This is a genomic window from Clostridium ganghwense, from assembly GCF_026735165.1.
Taxonomy (GTDB): Bacteria; Bacillota; Clostridia; order Clostridiales; family Clostridiaceae; genus Clostridium_H; species Clostridium_H ganghwense.
This window is the reverse complement of the sequence record NZ_JAPQES010000001.1, coordinates 1,125,101-1,143,801: the sequence shown is the minus strand read 5'-3', so window position 1 is coordinate 1,143,801 and position 18,701 is coordinate 1,125,101. Positions and strand designations below refer to the sequence as shown.

Annotated in this window: 13 protein-coding genes and 1 other annotated feature; of the genes, 11 read left to right on the top strand and 2 right to left on the bottom strand. The window is 28.9% G+C overall.

Annotated features, from left to right (window positions below; all coding sequences use genetic code 11):
• The first annotated feature begins 19 nt into the window (after nt 1–19).
• From OXH55_RS05195 to ileS, 3 genes are all read left to right on the top strand, one after another.
• The gene (locus OXH55_RS05195; protein ID WP_268048517.1) at nt 20–376 is read left to right on the top strand and encodes a C-GCAxxG-C-C family (seleno)protein; all 357 of its coding nucleotides are present in this window, start codon (nt 20–22) and stop codon (nt 374–376) included.
• A gap of 90 nt (nt 377–466) precedes the next feature.
• Entirely contained in the window at nt 467–1,060 is a 594-nt protein-coding gene (locus OXH55_RS05190; protein ID WP_268048515.1) for a type II toxin-antitoxin system PemK/MazF family toxin, read from the top strand.
• A 436-nt stretch (nt 1,061–1,496) separates the two neighbouring features.
• Nucleotides 1,497–1,713, top strand: a binding site (T-box leader).
• 139 nt (nt 1,714–1,852) lie between these two features.
• Nucleotides 1,853–4,969 carry an isoleucine--tRNA ligase gene (gene ileS / locus OXH55_RS05185; protein WP_268048513.1) on the top strand — a complete coding sequence of 1,039 codons (3,117 nt, stop codon included), beginning with the start codon at nt 1,853–1,855 and terminating at the stop codon, nt 4,967–4,969.
• 64 nt (nt 4,970–5,033) lie between these two features.
• Here ileS and OXH55_RS05180 read toward each other — a convergent pair whose 3' ends face one another.
• Nucleotides 5,034–5,399, bottom strand: coding sequence for a DUF4363 family protein (locus OXH55_RS05180; RefSeq protein WP_268048512.1), 366 nt, complete (start codon nt 5,397–5,399; stop codon nt 5,034–5,036).
• Nucleotides 5,400–5,435: 36 nt separating this feature from the next.
• A complete protein-coding gene (locus OXH55_RS05175; RefSeq protein WP_268048510.1) occupies nt 5,436–6,128 on the bottom strand; it encodes a DUF421 domain-containing protein in 693 nt (230 codons plus the stop codon).
• Between the two features lie 659 nt (nt 6,129–6,787).
• Here OXH55_RS05175 and OXH55_RS05170 point away from each other — a divergent pair.
• The 8 genes from OXH55_RS05170 to OXH55_RS05135 all read left to right on the top strand — a co-directional run bounded on the left by OXH55_RS05170 (nt 6,788) and on the right by OXH55_RS05135 (nt 18,546).
• Nucleotides 6,788–7,984 carry a cation:proton antiporter gene (locus OXH55_RS05170; RefSeq protein ID WP_268048508.1) on the top strand — a complete coding sequence of 399 codons (1,197 nt, stop codon included), beginning with the start codon at nt 6,788–6,790 and terminating at the stop codon, nt 7,982–7,984.
• Between the two features lie 182 nt (nt 7,985–8,166).
• On the top strand, nt 8,167–9,171 hold the full coding sequence (locus OXH55_RS05165) for a LacI family DNA-binding transcriptional regulator (RefSeq protein WP_268048506.1): 1,005 nt from the start codon (nt 8,167–8,169) through the stop codon (nt 9,169–9,171).
• A gap of 134 nt (nt 9,172–9,305) precedes the next feature.
• Nucleotides 9,306–12,818: an AAA domain-containing protein gene (locus OXH55_RS05160; protein WP_268048504.1), complete on the top strand. Its 3,513-nt coding sequence runs from the start codon at nt 9,306–9,308 to the stop codon at nt 12,816–12,818.
• Nucleotides 12,819–12,845: 27 nt separating this feature from the next.
• Nucleotides 12,846–13,493, top strand: coding sequence for a DUF488 domain-containing protein (locus OXH55_RS05155; protein ID WP_268048502.1), 648 nt, complete (start codon nt 12,846–12,848; stop codon nt 13,491–13,493).
• Between the two features lie 207 nt (nt 13,494–13,700).
• A complete protein-coding gene (locus OXH55_RS05150; protein WP_268049025.1) occupies nt 13,701–14,297 on the top strand; it encodes a 4Fe-4S binding protein in 597 nt (198 codons plus the stop codon).
• A 277-nt stretch (nt 14,298–14,574) separates the two neighbouring features.
• A complete protein-coding gene (locus tag OXH55_RS05145; RefSeq protein WP_268048500.1) occupies nt 14,575–15,444 on the top strand; it encodes a DMT family transporter in 870 nt (289 codons plus the stop codon).
• Nucleotides 15,445–15,472: 28 nt separating this feature from the next.
• Nucleotides 15,473–16,330 carry a DMT family transporter gene (locus OXH55_RS05140; protein ID WP_268048498.1) on the top strand — a complete coding sequence of 286 codons (858 nt, stop codon included), beginning with the start codon at nt 15,473–15,475 and terminating at the stop codon, nt 16,328–16,330.
• 215 nt (nt 16,331–16,545) lie between these two features.
• On the top strand, nt 16,546–18,546 hold the full coding sequence (locus OXH55_RS05135; RefSeq protein ID WP_268048496.1) for a methyl-accepting chemotaxis protein: 2,001 nt from the start codon (nt 16,546–16,548) through the stop codon (nt 18,544–18,546).
• Nucleotides 18,547–18,701: the final 155 nt, after the last annotated feature.

Here is an 18,701-nt window from a genome sequence, read left to right as displayed (position 1 = left end):
AAGTTAGGAGGAACAAAATTTGTCTAGAGCAGTAGAGTTTTATAAAGAAGGATACAATTGTGCAGAATCTATAATAAAAGCAGTTAATGAAGAAAAAAATCTTAATATACCAGTATCAGTAGCAAGTCCTTTTGGAGTAGGAATGACTGTAGGAAGTACGTGTGGAGCTATTACAGGTGCACTTATGGCTTTAGGAGCTATAAAAGGTAGAGAATCAGCTGCAGAATCTAATGGAGCTAGAAAGCTTTCAAGAGAAATTATGAATAGGATAAAAGAAGATTATGGTACATTCAATTGTAAGGAATTAAAGAAAAAAGGTGTATCTTGCCAGGAAATAATAGAGTATTCGTATGAAGTTTTAAAGAAATATATATAGCATCATATTGGGGCAAGCTATACAATTTAAATTATTAATTATAGCGTTGTGGGTGGTATTTACTATAATATAATAAAGGGGGATTATTATATGAAAAACGACATTAGGCGTATGAATGATAAAGAGATGCAGAGTTTTATAGAAAATAATAAAAAAAATATTGAAGATATGTTAATGGCGTATGTAGATTTGATTAATAAAAAAATAGAAGAAAATAATAATATAGATAATATAAAAAAGAGAGCATATAATATTAAAAACATCTACAATTATACTGTTTGGGTAAATGAGCAAATGAAAATGAATGATAACTTAATAAAAAGCAAGAAGATTGCTCCAAGAAGAGGAGAAATTTGGACATGCGAACTTGGTCAAAATATAGGATCAGAAGAAAATAAAATAAGGCCTGTTATAATAATCCAAAATGATACAGGAAATAAAAATGCTCCTACTACCATAGTTGCACCTATATCTAATAGACCTAAAAAGATTGCGGTACATATAGAACTTAGAGAAAGTGATTATAGGTTGGAAGAAGGAGAGAAAAACCAAGTTACAGGAACGATATTAGCTGAACAGATAAAAGTAGTTTCTAAGGTAAGATTAGGTAGACATATTGCAACAGTAGATAAAGAATTTATGAGAATTTTGGATTCTAAGCTTAAGATTTCATTGGAATTGTAATTTATTCATAGAAATTGAATATAATATTATTGTAATAATTAAAAAATCAGTAAAAACGTATTGATTAAATGACATATAAGTGTTAAAATTTAATCGTTAAAGATTAATACATACCTAATTAAGATTAGGAGACTATATTTCATAGTATTTTTTATTGAATTGTATACCATACCTAGCAGAGGCTAGGAGATTATATAACATATTAGACAATTATAAGCAAAAAAAAGATTGGTATAAGCCAGTCTTTTTTGCTATATGACATACAATTACAAGGTTTTATATTTTGTGCGTAATTTTGCACGTTTAAGCTTAAAATAAATATCATAAACATAAATTGACAATAAAATAATGTTGTAATATAATAAGTACAATTGAAGAAATTGATAAATGTCAGTGATAGATATTTTTATAGATAGAACTTAATAATAATTAAGTAGTAAAAGCTACGAACAGGAAAAGTACTTTGACTGTATGCTTAAAGAGAGTGGGGAATGGTGAAAACCCATAGCTAAGGTTTAAGGAAAATCACCTGGGAGCTGAGAACTGAAAAGACTTTTGTCTAAGTAAGTTTATCCGTTATTTCGCGTTAAGAAATAGAGTATGATAGTACTTGAAAGTTTCACATAGGTGGTTTATGCAGCTGCGTCCTTATGGGCGGAGCTTTTTTTATTTAAATATACAATTTATCAATTTTATGGTTTAAATAGATGAAATAAGTAAAAACTATAAATATAAAGAGATAATTAATGACTTTTTCAATTGTCAATAAAATATACGGAAGGAGATAAGAATATGTATAATAAAGTAGAAGCGTCTACAAATTTTGTGGATATGGAAAAAAGTATCGCTAAGCTTTGGAATGATAAGGATGTTATCGAAAAAAGCTTTAATTTAAATGATGATGGTGAATATTTTACTTTTTATGATGGTCCTCCAACAGCTAATGGTAAACCTCATGTAGGACATGTACTTACAAGAGTTATGAAGGACTTAATCCCAAGATATAAGGTTATGAAAGGGTACAAAGTTTTAAGAAAAGCAGGTTGGGATACTCATGGACTTCCTGTAGAGCTTGAAATAGAAAAGAAACTTGGAATTTCAGGTAAACCTCAAATTGAAGAATATGGGGTAGAAAAATTTGTAAAAGAATGTAAAGAAAGTGTATTTAAATATACTAGTCTTTGGAGAAAAATGTCAGAACAATTAGGCTTCTGGGTTGATATGGATAATCCATATATAACTTATGAGAATAATTACATAGAATCAGTTTGGTGGGCATTAAAGCAAATGTGGGAAAAAGAACTGTTATATAAAGGACATAGAATAACACCTTATTGCCCAAGATGTGGAACAGCACTATCTTCTCACGAAGTTGCACAAGGATATAAAGATGTAAAAGAAGCTACTGCATTTGTTAAGTTCAGAGTAAAAGGTGAAGATAACAAGTATATACTTGCTTGGACAACAACTCCTTGGACATTACCAAGTAACGTAGCCTTAACAATTAATAAAGCTTATGACTATGTAGAAGTATTAAATAATGAAGAACACTTAATACTTGCAAAGGATCTTGCTGATAAGGTATTAGAAGGAGAATATGAAATAGTAAGAGAGTTTAAAGGAGAAGAACTTCTTGGAACTGAATACGAACAACTATTTAAATTTGAAACTCCAGAACAAAAAGCTTTCTATGTAGTACATGGAGATTATGTAACCCTTACAGATGGTACAGGAATTGTACATACAGCACCTGCTTATGGTGAAGATGATGCTCAAACAGGAAAGAAATATAACTTGCCTCTTATTAACTTAGTTGACTTAGAAGGTAAATTTATAGATTCAGTTGAACCGTGGAAGGGAATGTTTGTAAAAAAAGCAGATCCTAAGATACTTGAATATATGAAAGAAAACGGAATACTTTATAAATCAGAGAAGTTTACTCACTCATATCCACACTGCTGGAGATGTAATACACCACTTCTTTACTATCCAAAGGACAGCTGGTTTGTAAGAATGACATCACTTAGAGATGATCTTGTTGCAAACAATAATAGCATAAATTGGTATCCAGATAATATAAGAACAGGAAGATTTGGTAATTTCGTTGAAAATGTTATTGACTGGGGTATCTCAAGAGACAGATATTGGGGAACACCATTACCAATATGGGAATGTGAATGTGGACACAGAGAATGTATAGGAAGTGTTCAAGAGCTTAAAGAAAAAGGAATAAATGTTCCAGATGGAATAGAACTTCATAAACCATATATAGATGCAGTTAAGTTAACTTGTCCACACTGCCAAAAAGAAATGACTAGAACTGGAGAAGTTATAGACTGTTGGTTTGATTCAGGTTCAATGCCGTTTGCTCAACATCACTATCCATTTGAAAATAAAGAAGTTTTTGATAAGACTTTCCCAGCACAATTTATATCAGAAGCAGTAGATCAAACAAGAGGATGGTTCTATACATTACTTGCAATATCTACATCGTTATTTGGTAAAAGTTCTTATGAAAACTGTATAGTTTTAGGTCACGTTCTTGATAAACATGGACTTAAAATGTCAAAATCAAAAGGAAATGTAGTAGATCCATTTGATGTACTTGAGAATGAAGGAGCAGATGCTACAAGATGGCATTTCTATACTGCTAGTGCACCATGGCTTCCAACAAGATTTTCTGAGGATGATGTAAAAGAAACTCAAAGAAAATTCTTAAGCACATTATGGAATGTATATTCATTCTACGTTTTATATGCAGAAATAGATCAATTTAATCCACTTGAATACAAGGATTTTGTATCAGAAAATGTAATGGATAAATGGGTAATGTCTAAGCTTAATACACTAATAAAAGATGTAGAAGAGCATTTAGATAATTACAGAATAACTCAAGCTGCTCTTGAATTACAAGAGTTTGTTGATGGACTTTCAAACTGGTATGTAAGACGTAATAGATCAAGATTCTGGACTACAGAACTTACAGATGACAAGATTGGAGCATATACAACACTTTATAGAGTTCTTACAACTGTTGTTAAAATTGCAGCTCCATTTGTACCATTTATGACAGAAGAGATATATCAAAACTTAGTTGTTAATTTAGATAAAGATGCTAAAGAAAGTCTTCACCTATGTGAATGGCCTGTATATGATGCTAGTGCTATAGATAGTGACCTAGAAGAAAAAATGGATTTAGCATCCAAAATAGTTAAACTTGGACGTAGTGCTAGAAATGGAGCAAATATAAAGAACAGACAGCCACTTTCAGAAATGCTTATTAGTACAAAATCACTTCCAGAATATTATGGACACATAATAAAAGAGGAACTTAACATTAAAAAGGTTGAATTTGGTGCAGACCTTTCAAAATATGTTAATTTTGAAATTAAACCAAACTTACCTGTACTAGGAAGAGCTTATGGAAGATTTATACCAGCAATAAGAAAAGCTATAAGTGAAAAGAATCAAATGGAACTTGCACAAACAATAAATAATGGTGGTTCTGTATTTATAGATGTTCAAGGTTGTGAAGATCAAATAGAACTTACTTCTGAAAACTTACTTGTAACAATGCAAGGTCTTGAAGGTTTCGCATTTGCAGGTGAAGGTGAAGTTGGAGTAATTTTAGATACTAATATCACACAAGATCTTAAAGAAGAAGGATATGTACGTGAAATCTTAAGTAAGGTTCAAAACTTAAGAAAAGATAGTGGTTTCGAAGTTGCTGATAAAATAAAACTTTACGTTTCAGGAAATGATATGCTTGAAGAAGTAATTAGAAAATTTGAAAATCACATAAAGAAAGAAACTTTATCTCTTGAAGTAGCTTACGATTTAGATAAAGAATACAATGACTTTAAAATCAATGGTGAACAACTTAAGATAGCTGTTGAAAAAGAAAACTAAAAACCAGTAAACAAAAAACACCCTTTTAAGATTATATATATCTTAAAAAGGTGTTTTTTATATATTATCGAGTTAATAAATTCCAATTTTCTTGAATTTGATATAATTCCATAAGAGAATTAGCTTTATCTTTTGCAAAAACGGCTCCTTTAAGTCTTGCGATGTTGTTGTTTATGTCAAATATATCAATAAGTTCTACACTAAATTGTATTCTACGAGAAATTTTTTCCCAAGCAGATTCTAATTTAGTAACATTATCTTCAGCATTAGTCCAATTATTTGTATTCACATCATCTAACAATACTGTAACATAACCTATCACATCTTCAGATGGATTATGAGGTTTTTTAAGAAAGTTTCCACTTAACATAACAAGTATAAATACTATTATAGCTGTTATGGGAAGAATGTATTGTAAAATTTTTTTCATAGGATCACTCCTTTAGTTAATAACTTGATAGTAATTTTATTGCATATAATCCTTATATAAATCTACATATAATTTATCAGGAGCATTAAAGGTAGCTACAAAAACTTCAGAATAGTTATTGATTCCTTGCTTTTTTAATTGAGAAATTAGCCAATTGTGGTTTTTATTAATATTTTTTAGATTTTGTTCTATTACCATTCCATCATAAATCAATTCTGTACCTATAATGTTGGTATCTGGTTTCAAACTTAAATCTTTTAGAGTTGTAGGTTGAAATTCAGGTTTTTTTAATACTGATAATTGACCATCTTTTTCTAAAATTGCGAAGGCCACTTGATTTAAATCAAAAATATCTTTATTTCTTAACTGTTCTAAAAGTTCACTTAAACCATATCTAGATTTTTTCATAGAGTCTTCTAATATTTTTCCGTTCATTACTACAACAGTTGGCGTACCATCAAGATACTCTCCAGCAGCTTTTGATTTTAAAGTAATTATCTGTAGAATAAAAGAAGCACATGTCCAGACAAGAAGACCTATCCAATGTGACCATGCTGTACTAGTTAAATCAGTAGTAAGAGAAGAAGCCATAGATCCTATGGTTATTCCAATTATATAGTCAAAAAAAGTAAGCTGACTGATTTGTTGCTTGCCAAGAATTCTAGCAAATATAAGTAAAGTAAAAAAACCTATTATTCCTCTAACCAAAACTATAAGTGCTTCGTTCATAGTATCACTCCACCATTATAAAATTTTTTATAAATATAGTATGCATTTGTTTAAAAGTTTCATTCTTGAATAATAATTGAATAATTACTGATAGAGTTATTCATTTTTATATGATTTGAATATTAATATATAGTTTAATAAATAGTTTGAGAGATCAAAAAATAAGAAATATGAGAAAAAAATAGAATATATTAAATGCATGTAACTATATGTAATTTTAAAAAAATAATGAAAAATGAACAAAATAAATGAAAAATATGCAAAATATATTGAAATTATTCACGAAATATAGTAAAATAACGTCGTATAAAATACTATATTAAAAGGAAATGTATACAAGACAATAGTATTACGTATAATTCAATATGACGTATACATAAAAGTTTAGCTTGTTGACATAAATACTTAAATTTACAAGATTTTATATAAGATATTTAGTTGTAGTCTTTTTACAAAAAAATATCTTTGGTATGTTAACTAGAACAAGGAAACGTTTACAGAAAAATAGGAACAATTGGGACAAGGAGTGATTTTGCTGTAACAAAGATATTCAAGTATTACTTGAAGCATTATAGGGATTTATGTGATTATTAAGGTTTATTTTTGCAATTTGTATGGATAGGGATAATAAAGAATGAAAGGTGATATTAATTATGCATATGGAAATTAAGTTTCTCATGGACTTAGCAATAATTTTATTGAGTACAAAAATATTAGGGCTTATATCTAAAAAATTTGGAATGCCTGAGGTAGTAGGAGCGTTATTAGCAGGAATTATTATAGGGCCAGTTGTACTTGGGATTGAACATGATACTGAATTTATTGAACAAGTAGCCAAGCTTGGAGTTATTTTATTGATGTTTACTGCTGGAACAGAAACAGATTTAAAAGAATTAAAAAAATGTGGAAAAGCTTCTTTGGTTATTGCTGTACTTGGTGTACTTGTACCTTTAATAGGTGGATTTGTAGTAGCGGGAATTTATACTAATGGAAGTCTTTTAGGTATGAATAAACAACAATTGTTACAAAATATATTTATAGGAGTAATACTAACAGCTACTTCTGTAAGTATTACAGTACAAACTCTTCAGGAAATGGGTAAATTTAAAACTCCATCTGGAACTGCTATTTTAGGTGCAGCAATTCTAGATGATATATTAGGAATTATAATTTTAGCTGTTATAACGGGAATGTCTGATTCGTCAGTAAAGATTAGTACAGTTCTTTTAAAAATAGTAGGTTTCTTCTTAGCAGCAGCAATATTAGGATATGTGTTTTATAAAATCTTAATGATTTTAACAGATAAGTACGGAGTAAATAAAACTACTGGTATTTTTTCTCTAGTATTTTGTTTAATGATGTCATATATAGCGGAAAATTATTTTGGAGTAGCTGATATAACAGGAGCCTATTTTGCAGGAGTGGTAGTAGCATGTACACCTGCTATGAAATATGTTGAGGAGAAAATACATCCATTATCATTTATGCTTCTATCACCAGTATTCTTTGCAAGCATTGGTATAAAAACAACAGTAGATGGAATGAATAGTGGTCTGGTTGTATTTACTATTGTATTGTTAGTTGTAGCTATCCTTACAAAACTTTTAGGTTGTGGTTTAGGCGCAAGGATGTGTGGGTATTCAAAATCAGAATCGATTCAAATTGGTACTGGAATGATTTCAAGAGGTGAAGTAGCACTTATTGTTGCTAATGTTGGTGTTCCAGTAGGACTTATGCCACCTAAGTTATTTGCTCCAATTATAATTGTTGTTATAGTTACAACGGTTGTAACGCCTGTACTTTTAAAATTTGTATATTCTACTAATGATAGTACAGTTAATGTAGAGGTAGCGTAATTAAAAATATTATTATAATAAACATTATGACAAGTTGTAAATATAAAAGCAACTTGTCAATTTTTTATCTAAAATTCAGAAGCAATATGTAAATATTTACATTGTCATAAATACGTGCTTGTATTTTAAATACTTTATATTGTATAATAGATTAAAAAATATAGAAAGTAGGAGTTGGTAACATGGCAACTTCAATAAAAGATGTCGCTAGAGAAGCAAACGTATCTATTGCCACAGTATCAAGAGTTTTAAACAATGTAGATGTGGTAAATGAGGATACTAAGAAAAAAGTTTTAGAAGCAATTGAAAAATTGGACTACAGACCTAATATAGTTGCTAGAAGTTTAAAGACTCAAAAGACAAAAACAATAGGTATAATAATACCTGATATATCAAATCAAATTTATCCAGAGGTAGTTAGAGGTGCTGAAGATGTTGCAAATATATATGATTATAATATAATCCTTTGCAATACGGATTTAGACCCTCAAAAAGAAATGGAATATCTAAGAGTGCTTGGTGAAAAGATGGTAGATGGAGTTATCTACATAAGTAATTCTTTAGAGAAAGATGTAGTGAAAACTATAAAGAACTCTAATATGCCACTAGTTTTAATTGAAACTAATGGAAAAGAGAGCGATTTTCCAAGTGTAATTATTGATAATAAGCAAGCGGCTATAGATGCAGTAAATTATTTAATCCAAAAAGGAAACAAACGAATTGCATATATAGGAACAGAAAAAGATGCTGTAAATGCTAGTGCTATTAGATATAAAGGATATAGAGCTGCACTTGAAGAAAATAAATTTGAGCATAATGAAGAGTTAACTTATTTCTGTAAGTATTCACTTAAGGCAGATGATGGATATAATGCAATGAATGAAATTTTACAAAAAACAAAAGAAATAGATGCTGTATTCTGTGCAAACGATGAAATTGCTATGGGTGCAATAAATGCTTTAAGAGATAATAATATTAGTGTTCCAAAGGACGTTGATGTTATGGGATTCAATGATACTTATGGAGCGGCTATTTTCTATCCTAAACTTACTACTATATCACAACCTTTATATGATATGGGTTCTGTAGCAACTAGGATGCTTATAAAGAAAATAAATAAAGAGCCTTTGGATAAAGAATTATTTATTCTTCCATATGAGCTTATTGAAAGAGATTCATGTAAGTAGAATTAAAATGTATGTCGAAAAGACATGCATTTTTTTTATGCAATTATTTGGAATAATATGGTATAATATAATACAATAAAAGGTAAAAAATGTAAAGCAAGCTGAGATGATTTATATGCGTTGGGGGTGTTAGTATGGACGCGAAGGACAAGCTCAAAAATGTAGTTTCTTATCTTCAAAGTGTAAAAAACTTAAAGTATGAAGAGGATACTAAAGATTCATGTGAGGATGAGAAAAAAAATTACAATAAAAAATGGGATATAGAACTAAATAATATGCAGCAAAAAATAAATGAAGGAGGTTTTATTCCCGAAACTATTAAGGCTTTAGTAGAAGATAAAGAAATACAGCAAAGTAGTGAGAGTTTAGAAGAATGGAGAGAAACCTATGAACATTTGCTATTTCCTCTTCCCTATAATGAAGAACAAAGTGAGATTGCTAAAAAATTAGCACAGAACTTTGGTATTGTGGTTCAAGGACCTCCAGGTACAGGAAAAAGTCATACAATAGCTAATTTGATTTGTCACCTTTTAGCACATGGTAAGAGAGTTTTGGTAACTAGCCAGACAGATAAAGCTCTTAAAGTATTGTCAGAAAAGATACCGCAAGAAATAAAACACTTATGCATAAGTATGCTTGGAAATGATACAGAAGATTTAAAAGAAGTTGATTATTCTATAAGAAAAATAACAGAAAATTTAGCTTTAGATATTGGAAATTTGGATAAAGATAGAGAAAGCTTACAAGAAGAATTAATCAAATGTAGAGATAATCAAAAGGAATTATATAATAAACTTGAGAAAGTAGAAAAAATAGAAAATGGAAACATACAATATTGTGGTAAATATTATAAATTATTAAATATAGCAAAATGGGTTAAAAAAAATGAAAATCAATATTCGTGGATAGAAGATGAAATAAAATCTGTGCAGAAATGTCCTATAACAGATGCTAAATTTTCAAGATTAATATATCTACTAAGTAATACTAATAAAGAAGATATAATTCAATTTTCGAGTATAGAAAATTTACTTTATAATATACCATCATGTTTAGAAATCACTTCAAAAATGGAACGGTTTTTGGAGTTGAAAAATAATTATGGTTATTATAAAAACATAATTAAAGACTGGTGTGTGTCTTATAATGTAGATTATGATTACAACAGAATAATAAATCTTCTAGAGAGTACAGAAAATTTCTTATGTGAAATAGAAAATACTTGGTTGGAGAATATTCTAGAATCTTCTTGTCAAAGTGAAACAATAAGAATAGTATTTCAACAAATGCTTTTGAGATGCAATTTTTATGTTAAAAAAATTTGTAGTATTATAAAAGAAATTAATGGGCATTATGTTGAAATCCCTGAAAACATGGATATTGTTACTTTGGCACAGTCATATAATATTGTGTACAAGCAGTATGAACAAAAGGGAAAAATAAATAAATTATTTAGGATTTTACATCCAGAGTGTCAAAGTATACTTGAAAAGTGTAGGGTAGATAATAAATCTATAGAAAACAAGGAACAAGCTAGGATAGCAAAAAAATATATTGAACAGCGTTATGTTGAACAAAGTTTAAGAAAACTTTGGAATAGTTCTATGAGAGAATATGAAGGTGAAGAAATAGAGGAGGTTAATTTAACTGTACTAGCTAGTTTAGAAGAAAAGATGAATAAAATAGATACTTTAATTAATTGGGATAAGGTAGTAAAAAATAAAATAGTAGTTTCCATGAGAAATATTGCTTTTCTCAGTGAAATAGATTGGTGTAATAAAGAGACGTATAAACATTTAAAAAATGGAATACTGAGTATTAAATATTTAAATGAATATGAGAGTATAAAAACATATATAACAAACTCAGAAAAGATTATTTCTAATATTAAAGGTTTTGAAGAAATTGCACAAGCTATTCATAGTAATGATATTAGAACAGTAAGGAAAGCCTATGAAAAGTTAGATAAATTTAAGGAAATAGCACCAAAGTTTAAAGAAATAAACATATTATTACAGAAAATAAATGAAGATTGTCCAAAACTTGTACAAAGGATTATCAATGATGAAGATAAGTTAAATATGTTAGTTAAATATAAGAATTTTAGTATTGCTTGGAGATGGAGACAATTAGATAATATTTTAAATAAAGCACATGAATTTAAATTTGATGAGATAGAAGAAAATATAGAAAAAGAGAAAGAAAGAGAAAGCAAACTTATTAAACAAATAGTTGTTAAAAAGGCATGGTATAATCAAGTAAATAAAATTGGTGAATCAGAAAAACGAAGCTTATATGCATGGTTAGATGCTGTTAAAAGAATAGGGCAAGGTACAGGAAAGCATTCAGGTATGTATAAAAAGTTAGCACAAAGAGAAATGTCAAAATGTAAGGATATAATTCCTATATGGATAATGCCTTTAAACAAAGTTATTGAAAACTTTACTCTTTCAAATGATCTGTTTGATGTAGTAATAATTGATGAAAGCAGCCAGTGTGACATTTTTGGTATATCAGCTTTATTTAGAGGAAAAAAAGCTGTTATAGTTGGCGATGATAACCAGATAAGCCCTGAGGCTGTAGGTTTTAATATGGATAAGATACAAGAACTTATAGATAAACATTTGCAAAATATACCTCATTCAGAATGGTTCGATATGAAAACAAGTCTTTATAATACTGCCCTTAGAATATTTCCGAATAGAATCATGCTTAAAGAACACTTTAGATGCGTACCAGAAATAATAGATTTTAGTAACAATTTATGCTATTCAAATGAAATTATACCTCTTAGACAATTCAACAGTAGTGAAAAATTAGGTTTTCCAATCAAAAACATAAAAGTAGAAGGAGAAAGAGACAAATTAAAGCCTATAAATGTTAAAGAAGCTGAAGCTTTGACTAATAAGATTACTGAATGCTGTAAGGAACCAAGGTATGACGGAATGACTATGGGAGTAATTTCTCTTTTAGGAGATTCTCAATCAGAGCTTATAGAAAATTTGCTAAGAAAGAAAATCGGAGAGAGAGAAATGAATGAAAGAGAGATTATTTGTGGAAATGCTTATTCGTTTCAAGGAGATGAAAGGGACATAATTTTTCTATCTATGGTTATCGCAAATAATGTTAAGTTTACTGCTTTAACTAAGGAAACTGATATAAAGAGATTTAATGTAGCGGCAAGTAGGGCTAGAAATCAAATGTGGATATTCCATTCTGTAGATTTGGAGAATTTAAATTCAAGGTGTGTCCGTTCAAAGCTTTTAAGTTATTGTATTAATATTAATAAAAATAACAATAAAAATATTGATTTAAAAAATATCTTTGAATCTGAATTTCAAAAAGATGTTTATAGAATGATAAAGAAAAGAGAATATGAAGTTAAACCTCAAGTTGTAGTTGGAAACTATAAGATTGATTTCGTAATAGAAGGACTTCATAATAAATTTGCTATAGAATGCAATGGAGACAAAGCAAATAAGATAGATAATTGGGAAGAAGAGTATAAAAAACAAATGTGTCTAGAAAGGGTTGGATGGAAATTTTTTAAGATAAATGGAAGTGAATTTTATAGGAATCCAGAAGAGACAATGAATAAACTTTGGAGAAAAATTAAGAATGCAGAGATAAATAGAGGAATAGCATAAAATATTTTGATAGGTGGAGGCATTAAGATGGTGTGTTATACTATAGGTCACTCTACAAGAAGTTTAGATGAGTTTATTGATATTGTTAAAGAATATAAGATTCACTGCATTGTGGATGTAAGAAATGTACCCTATGCTGCCCCAAAATATACAGAAGTTTTTAATAGAAAATTTTTAGAGGCAAGATTAAAAGATGATGGTATAAATTATATTTGTTGTAGTAAAGAATTAGGGGCAAGGAGAATGGAACAAGGGATAATAGATAAAGAGAAAAATATATTTTTTGATAAGGTTATTGAGTGTGATCTATTCAAAAAAGGAATACATAAAGTCATAGAGCTAATAAAAAAAGGTGAAAGAATAGCAATTATGTGTTCGGAAAGAAATCCTCTAAATTGTCATAGAAGTATTTTGATAGGATATATATTGAGTAAAAAGGGATTTTGTATAGAACATATAATTGACGAAAATAATACTAAAAGTCAATCTTGGATTGAAGAAGAACTTTTTATAACCTACGAGCCTATATTAAAAAGTAAGTTAGTAGAAATTAGTCTTCAGGATATATTACATTCTGTAAAGTATGATGATATATCTGAAAAAGAAGTTAAGAAAAAGATAATAGAACAAGGGTATAGGATGAAGTGGAGAGAAATTAATAAAAATTATAATTGAGAAAAATAAAAGAAAATAGAAACAAGCTTAAAGACATATAATAGTGCCTTTAAGCTTATTTTTGTTTTAAAAACTTTTTATAATATGTTGACAGATACAAAAAAATATATTAAAATTTCTACATACCCTACAGGGGTATAAAATAAAAAAGGAGTGAAAGTATTGAAAGGATTATTAAAATATTGGAAAAAATACGGATTTATTTTAATGTTGTTATTTATCCTTGCGGGATTATTTGATATAAGAATTGCATTAGGTGCTGTTATTTGTATGTTAGGGCCTATAGTGTTGGCTATTTTCAACAAAGGAAGATTTTGGTGTGGAAATATATGTCCTAGAGGTAGTTTTTATGATAATGTAATTTCTAGATATAGCAAGAAAAGACCTGTACCTAACTTTTTAAAGTCAAAAACTTTTAGAACTTTAGTTATAATTTTTATGTTTTATATGTTTGGCAGTGGAGTATATAAAAATTGGGGAGATATTGCTGGTATTGGTATGGTATTTTATAGAATGATAGTTGTTACCACTATAGTTGGGATAGTATTATCTTTCTTTTTTAATCATAGAACTTGGTGTAATTTTTGTCCTATGGGAAGTATAGCGGCAGGTGTATCATATTTTAAAAAGAATAAAAAAGGCTTAACTGTAGAAGCTTCTTGTGTTTCATGTAAGCTATGTCAAAAGAAGTGTCCTATGGGAATAGTTCCATATGATTATAAAGGAGATATTTTAAGCCATCCAGATTGTATTCAATGTGGTGAATGTGTAAATGTGTGTCCTAAAAAATGCATAATTGAATAAAATTGCGACGCAATTTTATTATAGTAACCAGTAGCCAGGTACCAGTAAAAGAAGTTTTGCTAAGGCAAAATCTAAACTTAAATAAAAGAAAGAGCAAGAACATAGAGATTCTCTATATTCTTGCTCTTTTTTAATGTTTATTTTTACTGAATTTAAATTCTTTAATCTTCTTTTCTTTTTTCTTTCTGGCTACTGGTTACTGGTTACTGAATGTTGCTTCGCAATATTCTTATATTGTGTTACAATGAAAAGTATGTTTACTTTATGGAGGAGAAATATGGAGAATAAATCAAAGGCTGTATTATATATGCTGTTGTCATGTCTTTCTTTTTCTTTTATGAATGTTATGATAAAAGTTTCAGGAGATATTCCTATGTTTCAAAGAATATTTTTCATGAATGGCGCAAGTCTTATATTTGCATATATTATAGCTAGAAAAAACAAAAGAAATTTATTTGGACATAAAGAAAGTCGTAAATATTTATTTACTAGAGCTTTGTTTGGATATTTAGCGTTGATAACAAACTTCTATTCTATATCAAAATTATTATTAGCTGATTCATCTATATTGAATAAATTATCACCATTTTTTGTTATTATATTTGCTTTTATATTTCTAAAAGAGAAATTAAGTAAAGCACAGATACCAATTTTATTATTAGTATTTTTGGGAGCCCTTTTAGTAATAAAACCTCAATTTAATTTAGATGCATTACCAGCCTTTTCAGGAGTTTTATCAGCAATCTTTTCAGGAGCAGCGTATACCTTATTAAGGTTTTTAGGAGATAAAGAAGATTTTTCAACTATACTTTTTTACTTTTCTCTAGTGTCAATGATAGGAACATTACCTATAATGATAATGAAGTTTAAAGTTCCAAGTTACATACAAGTTATTATGCTTATAGCTATGGGGTTATTCTGGGTAGGTGGACAAAGCTACATGACTCTTGCATATAAATTTGCTCCAGCAGGAGAGATATCAATATATAGCTATGCAACTATAATTTTTTCTACAATTTTAGGATTTATAGTTTTAAAAGAATATCCGGATATATTAAGTTTTATGGGAGGAGTCTTAATAATAGCAGCAGGAGGAATGAACTTCTATTATGGTAAAAGACAAATAAAAATTCAAGAAAATAAATAGAATATTATTTTAACTAAGGAGGTAAATAATGAATAATAAATCAAGGGCAGTAGTATATATGCTTTTCTCTGCATTATGTTTTGGATTTATGGCGGCAATGGTTAAATTAGCTGGAGACATTCCTGTATTTGAAAAAGTGTTTTTTAGAAATTTAATAAGTCTTTTTGTCGCTTTTGGGGCTATTAAGAGAAGTAGTGAAAGCATGTTTGGAAAAAGGGAGAATCAAAAGTATCTAATAGCAAGAGCGCTTCTAGGTCTTATAGGAGTATTTTTATATTTTTATTCTATAAATAATTTATATCTTGCTGATTCAGCTATGCTTAATAAATTATCGCCATTTTTTGTGACTTTTTTTGCTGTAATATTCTTAAATGAAAAATTAACACCTATGAAGATTATTTCTATGATTGTGGTATTTTTAGGAGCACTTTTAGTTATAAAGCCTCAATGGAATTTAAGTATTATTCCATCAATAGCTGGTTTTTTATCAGCTGCATTTGCAGGAGCAGCATATACTTTAGTAAGATTTTTAAAGGATAGAGAAAATCCTTCAATCATAGTTTTTTATTTTTCATTTGTATCGGTTATTGGAACTCTTCCTTTTATGCTTGTAAATTTTGTGATGCCAACTGGTGCACAATTTATGTACTTGATTTTAACAGGAATTTTTGCTGCTATAGCACAATTTGCACTAACATATTCATATAAATATGCACCAGCTTCAGAGGTAGCAATATATAATTATACCAATATAATCTTTTCAGCTGTAATAGGTTTCTTTGTTTGGAATGAAGTTCCCGATATGTTAAGTATTGTAGGTGGATGCATAATAGTTATAATGGCCATTATAGTATATTTACAAGGAAGAAAAGTTGCAGTTAGTTAACTTGTTTAAAATTAATAGGTGGTTTTAGTATAAAAGAATTTTAATTAACTTCTGAAATGAAATTACAATTTCATTTCAGAAGTTTTTTGTTTATATTAATATCTATTTTAAAAATAAGTAAAAAATATGAAAAAAATATGTACTTTTAAGGGGAAGTTGTAAAAAAATCGGTGATGTTGTATTATTTTATAAAGATATCTATAGGAGGGGAAGAGATGAAATTAAAGAGTAAATTTATTTCCATGTTTATTGCATTCGCACTTATACCAGTTATTGTAGCAGGAATTATAATTTATGAAACATCCCACAAAGATGGAATTGCTGATGCAAAAGTAAACCTACAAAATCAACAAAAATTTGCTAAAAAATCTATTGAAAATGTAATGGAACTTATACAAAAAGTAGGTAGACAAACAGCTAAAAAGAATATCCTAAATGAATATATGTATAGTATTAACCTAGGACAGGAAGATGTGTTTAAAGGTAGCAAAGTAAAAGAAAGCTTTGAAGATATGATGAAAGACTATGGATATCAAGAAAATATAGCTATATTAGACATAAAGGGAAAATGTGTTGTAGATGGTACAGGGGATCTTAAAAGTAAAGATTTAAGTAAAGTGATTTATTTTATGGAAGTAATGAAAAATAAGAAAACTTATATATCACCTGTAAAAAGTAGTATAGTAACAGGAAATCCTATTATTGTAATAGCAGAACCTATACTTGATGTAACTAATCAAATAAGTGGAGTTCTAATGCAAGTAGTAGATTTAACAAAAATATCAGAAATGTATATAGATAATATAAAGATAGGGGATACAGGATACATATTTATAGCAGTAGAAGATGGAACTACTATAATGCATCCAAATAAAGAAGAAATATTAAAGAAAAATCTCCTTAAAATAGATATTGGACAAAATATATTGGATACTAAGAACGGGATAGATAGCTATACTTACAATGGTGTTGAAAAATTAATATCTTATGAAACAGACTCTAAGACTGGATGGACATATATAGCTACAATACCAATAAAAGAGCTTACAAAAGTAAGTGATTCTATAGTAAAAATAATATTAATAGTTATAGCTATTGCTGTTGCTGCAACTATTGTAATTTCCTTAAATATGGCTAAAAGATTAACAAAACCAATTGAAGCTGTTTCAGATGTTATGGATAAAGTGTCAAAGGGAGATTTCACTGTAGGTGTACAAGCTAAAGGAAATGATGAAATTTCACAAATGTCTAATAGTTTAAATCATACATTAGGAGAAGTTAAAGGCTCTATAAAAGGAGTAAAAGATAGTTCTTCAAGAGTGAATGAAATAGGTGATACATTAGCAGCTACGTCGCAAGAATTGACAGCAGCTTCTAATGAAGTAGCTACAGCTATACAGGATATTGCACAAGGGTCAGCATCTCAAGCTAATGAACTAATGGAAGCTGTAAGTCTTTTAGCTAACTTTAATAATGAACTTAGTGATATTAAAAGTAAAGTTAGGAATGTAAACAATGAAACAAAAGACGCTGAAAATAAAGCTGAGTATGGAAAAGAACAAATAGATGCTCTTATGATGTATATAGAATCTATTCAGGTATCTTTTGCAGCAACTATAGAAAAAATAAACAGTCTTTCTGAATCTATTTCTAAGATAGGAAACATAACTGATGTAATAAATGATATATCTGAGCAAACTAATTTACTAGCATTAAATGCAAATATTGAAGCAGCTAGAGCAGGAGAAGCAGGACGTGGATTTGCAGTGGTTGCAGAAGAGGTTAGAAAATTAGCAGAACAAACAAAAGATTCCTCAGAAGAGATAATAGCATTAGTTAAAAGTGTGGGAAATGAAATGGGAGAAGTTCAATTAAATTCTGGTAACATGAAGATGCTTATAGATGAAGAAGTAACAGTTGCTAATAATACAATGGTTTCATTTAATGATATTCTTGGTGCTGTAAAATCAATACAGCCTCTTGTAGATGAAACTAATAAGGCTATAGAAGACGTTATAAAGGCTAAGGAAGTTATTGAAAATAAGGTGCAAAGTGTGTCCGCTGTGGCAGAAGAGGTATCTGCATCTAGTGAGGAAATAAATGCAGCATCAGAAGAGATGAATGCCTCTGCAGAAGAATTATCAGGCTTAGCAGTACAAATTGATGAAGAAATTGCGGGACTTGTAGAAAAAGTCGATAAGTTCAAAATTGAATAACTAAAAAAGAATTAAAATTCTTTTAAAACAGAGCCAAAAATAAAAATGCAGAATTTAGATTTTATCTGAATTCTGCATTTTTATTTTTCCCGTGAAGGATGATGGGAGGTTTATGTGGCACTATTTAATATATTTACTTCTATTTGTTATTATTA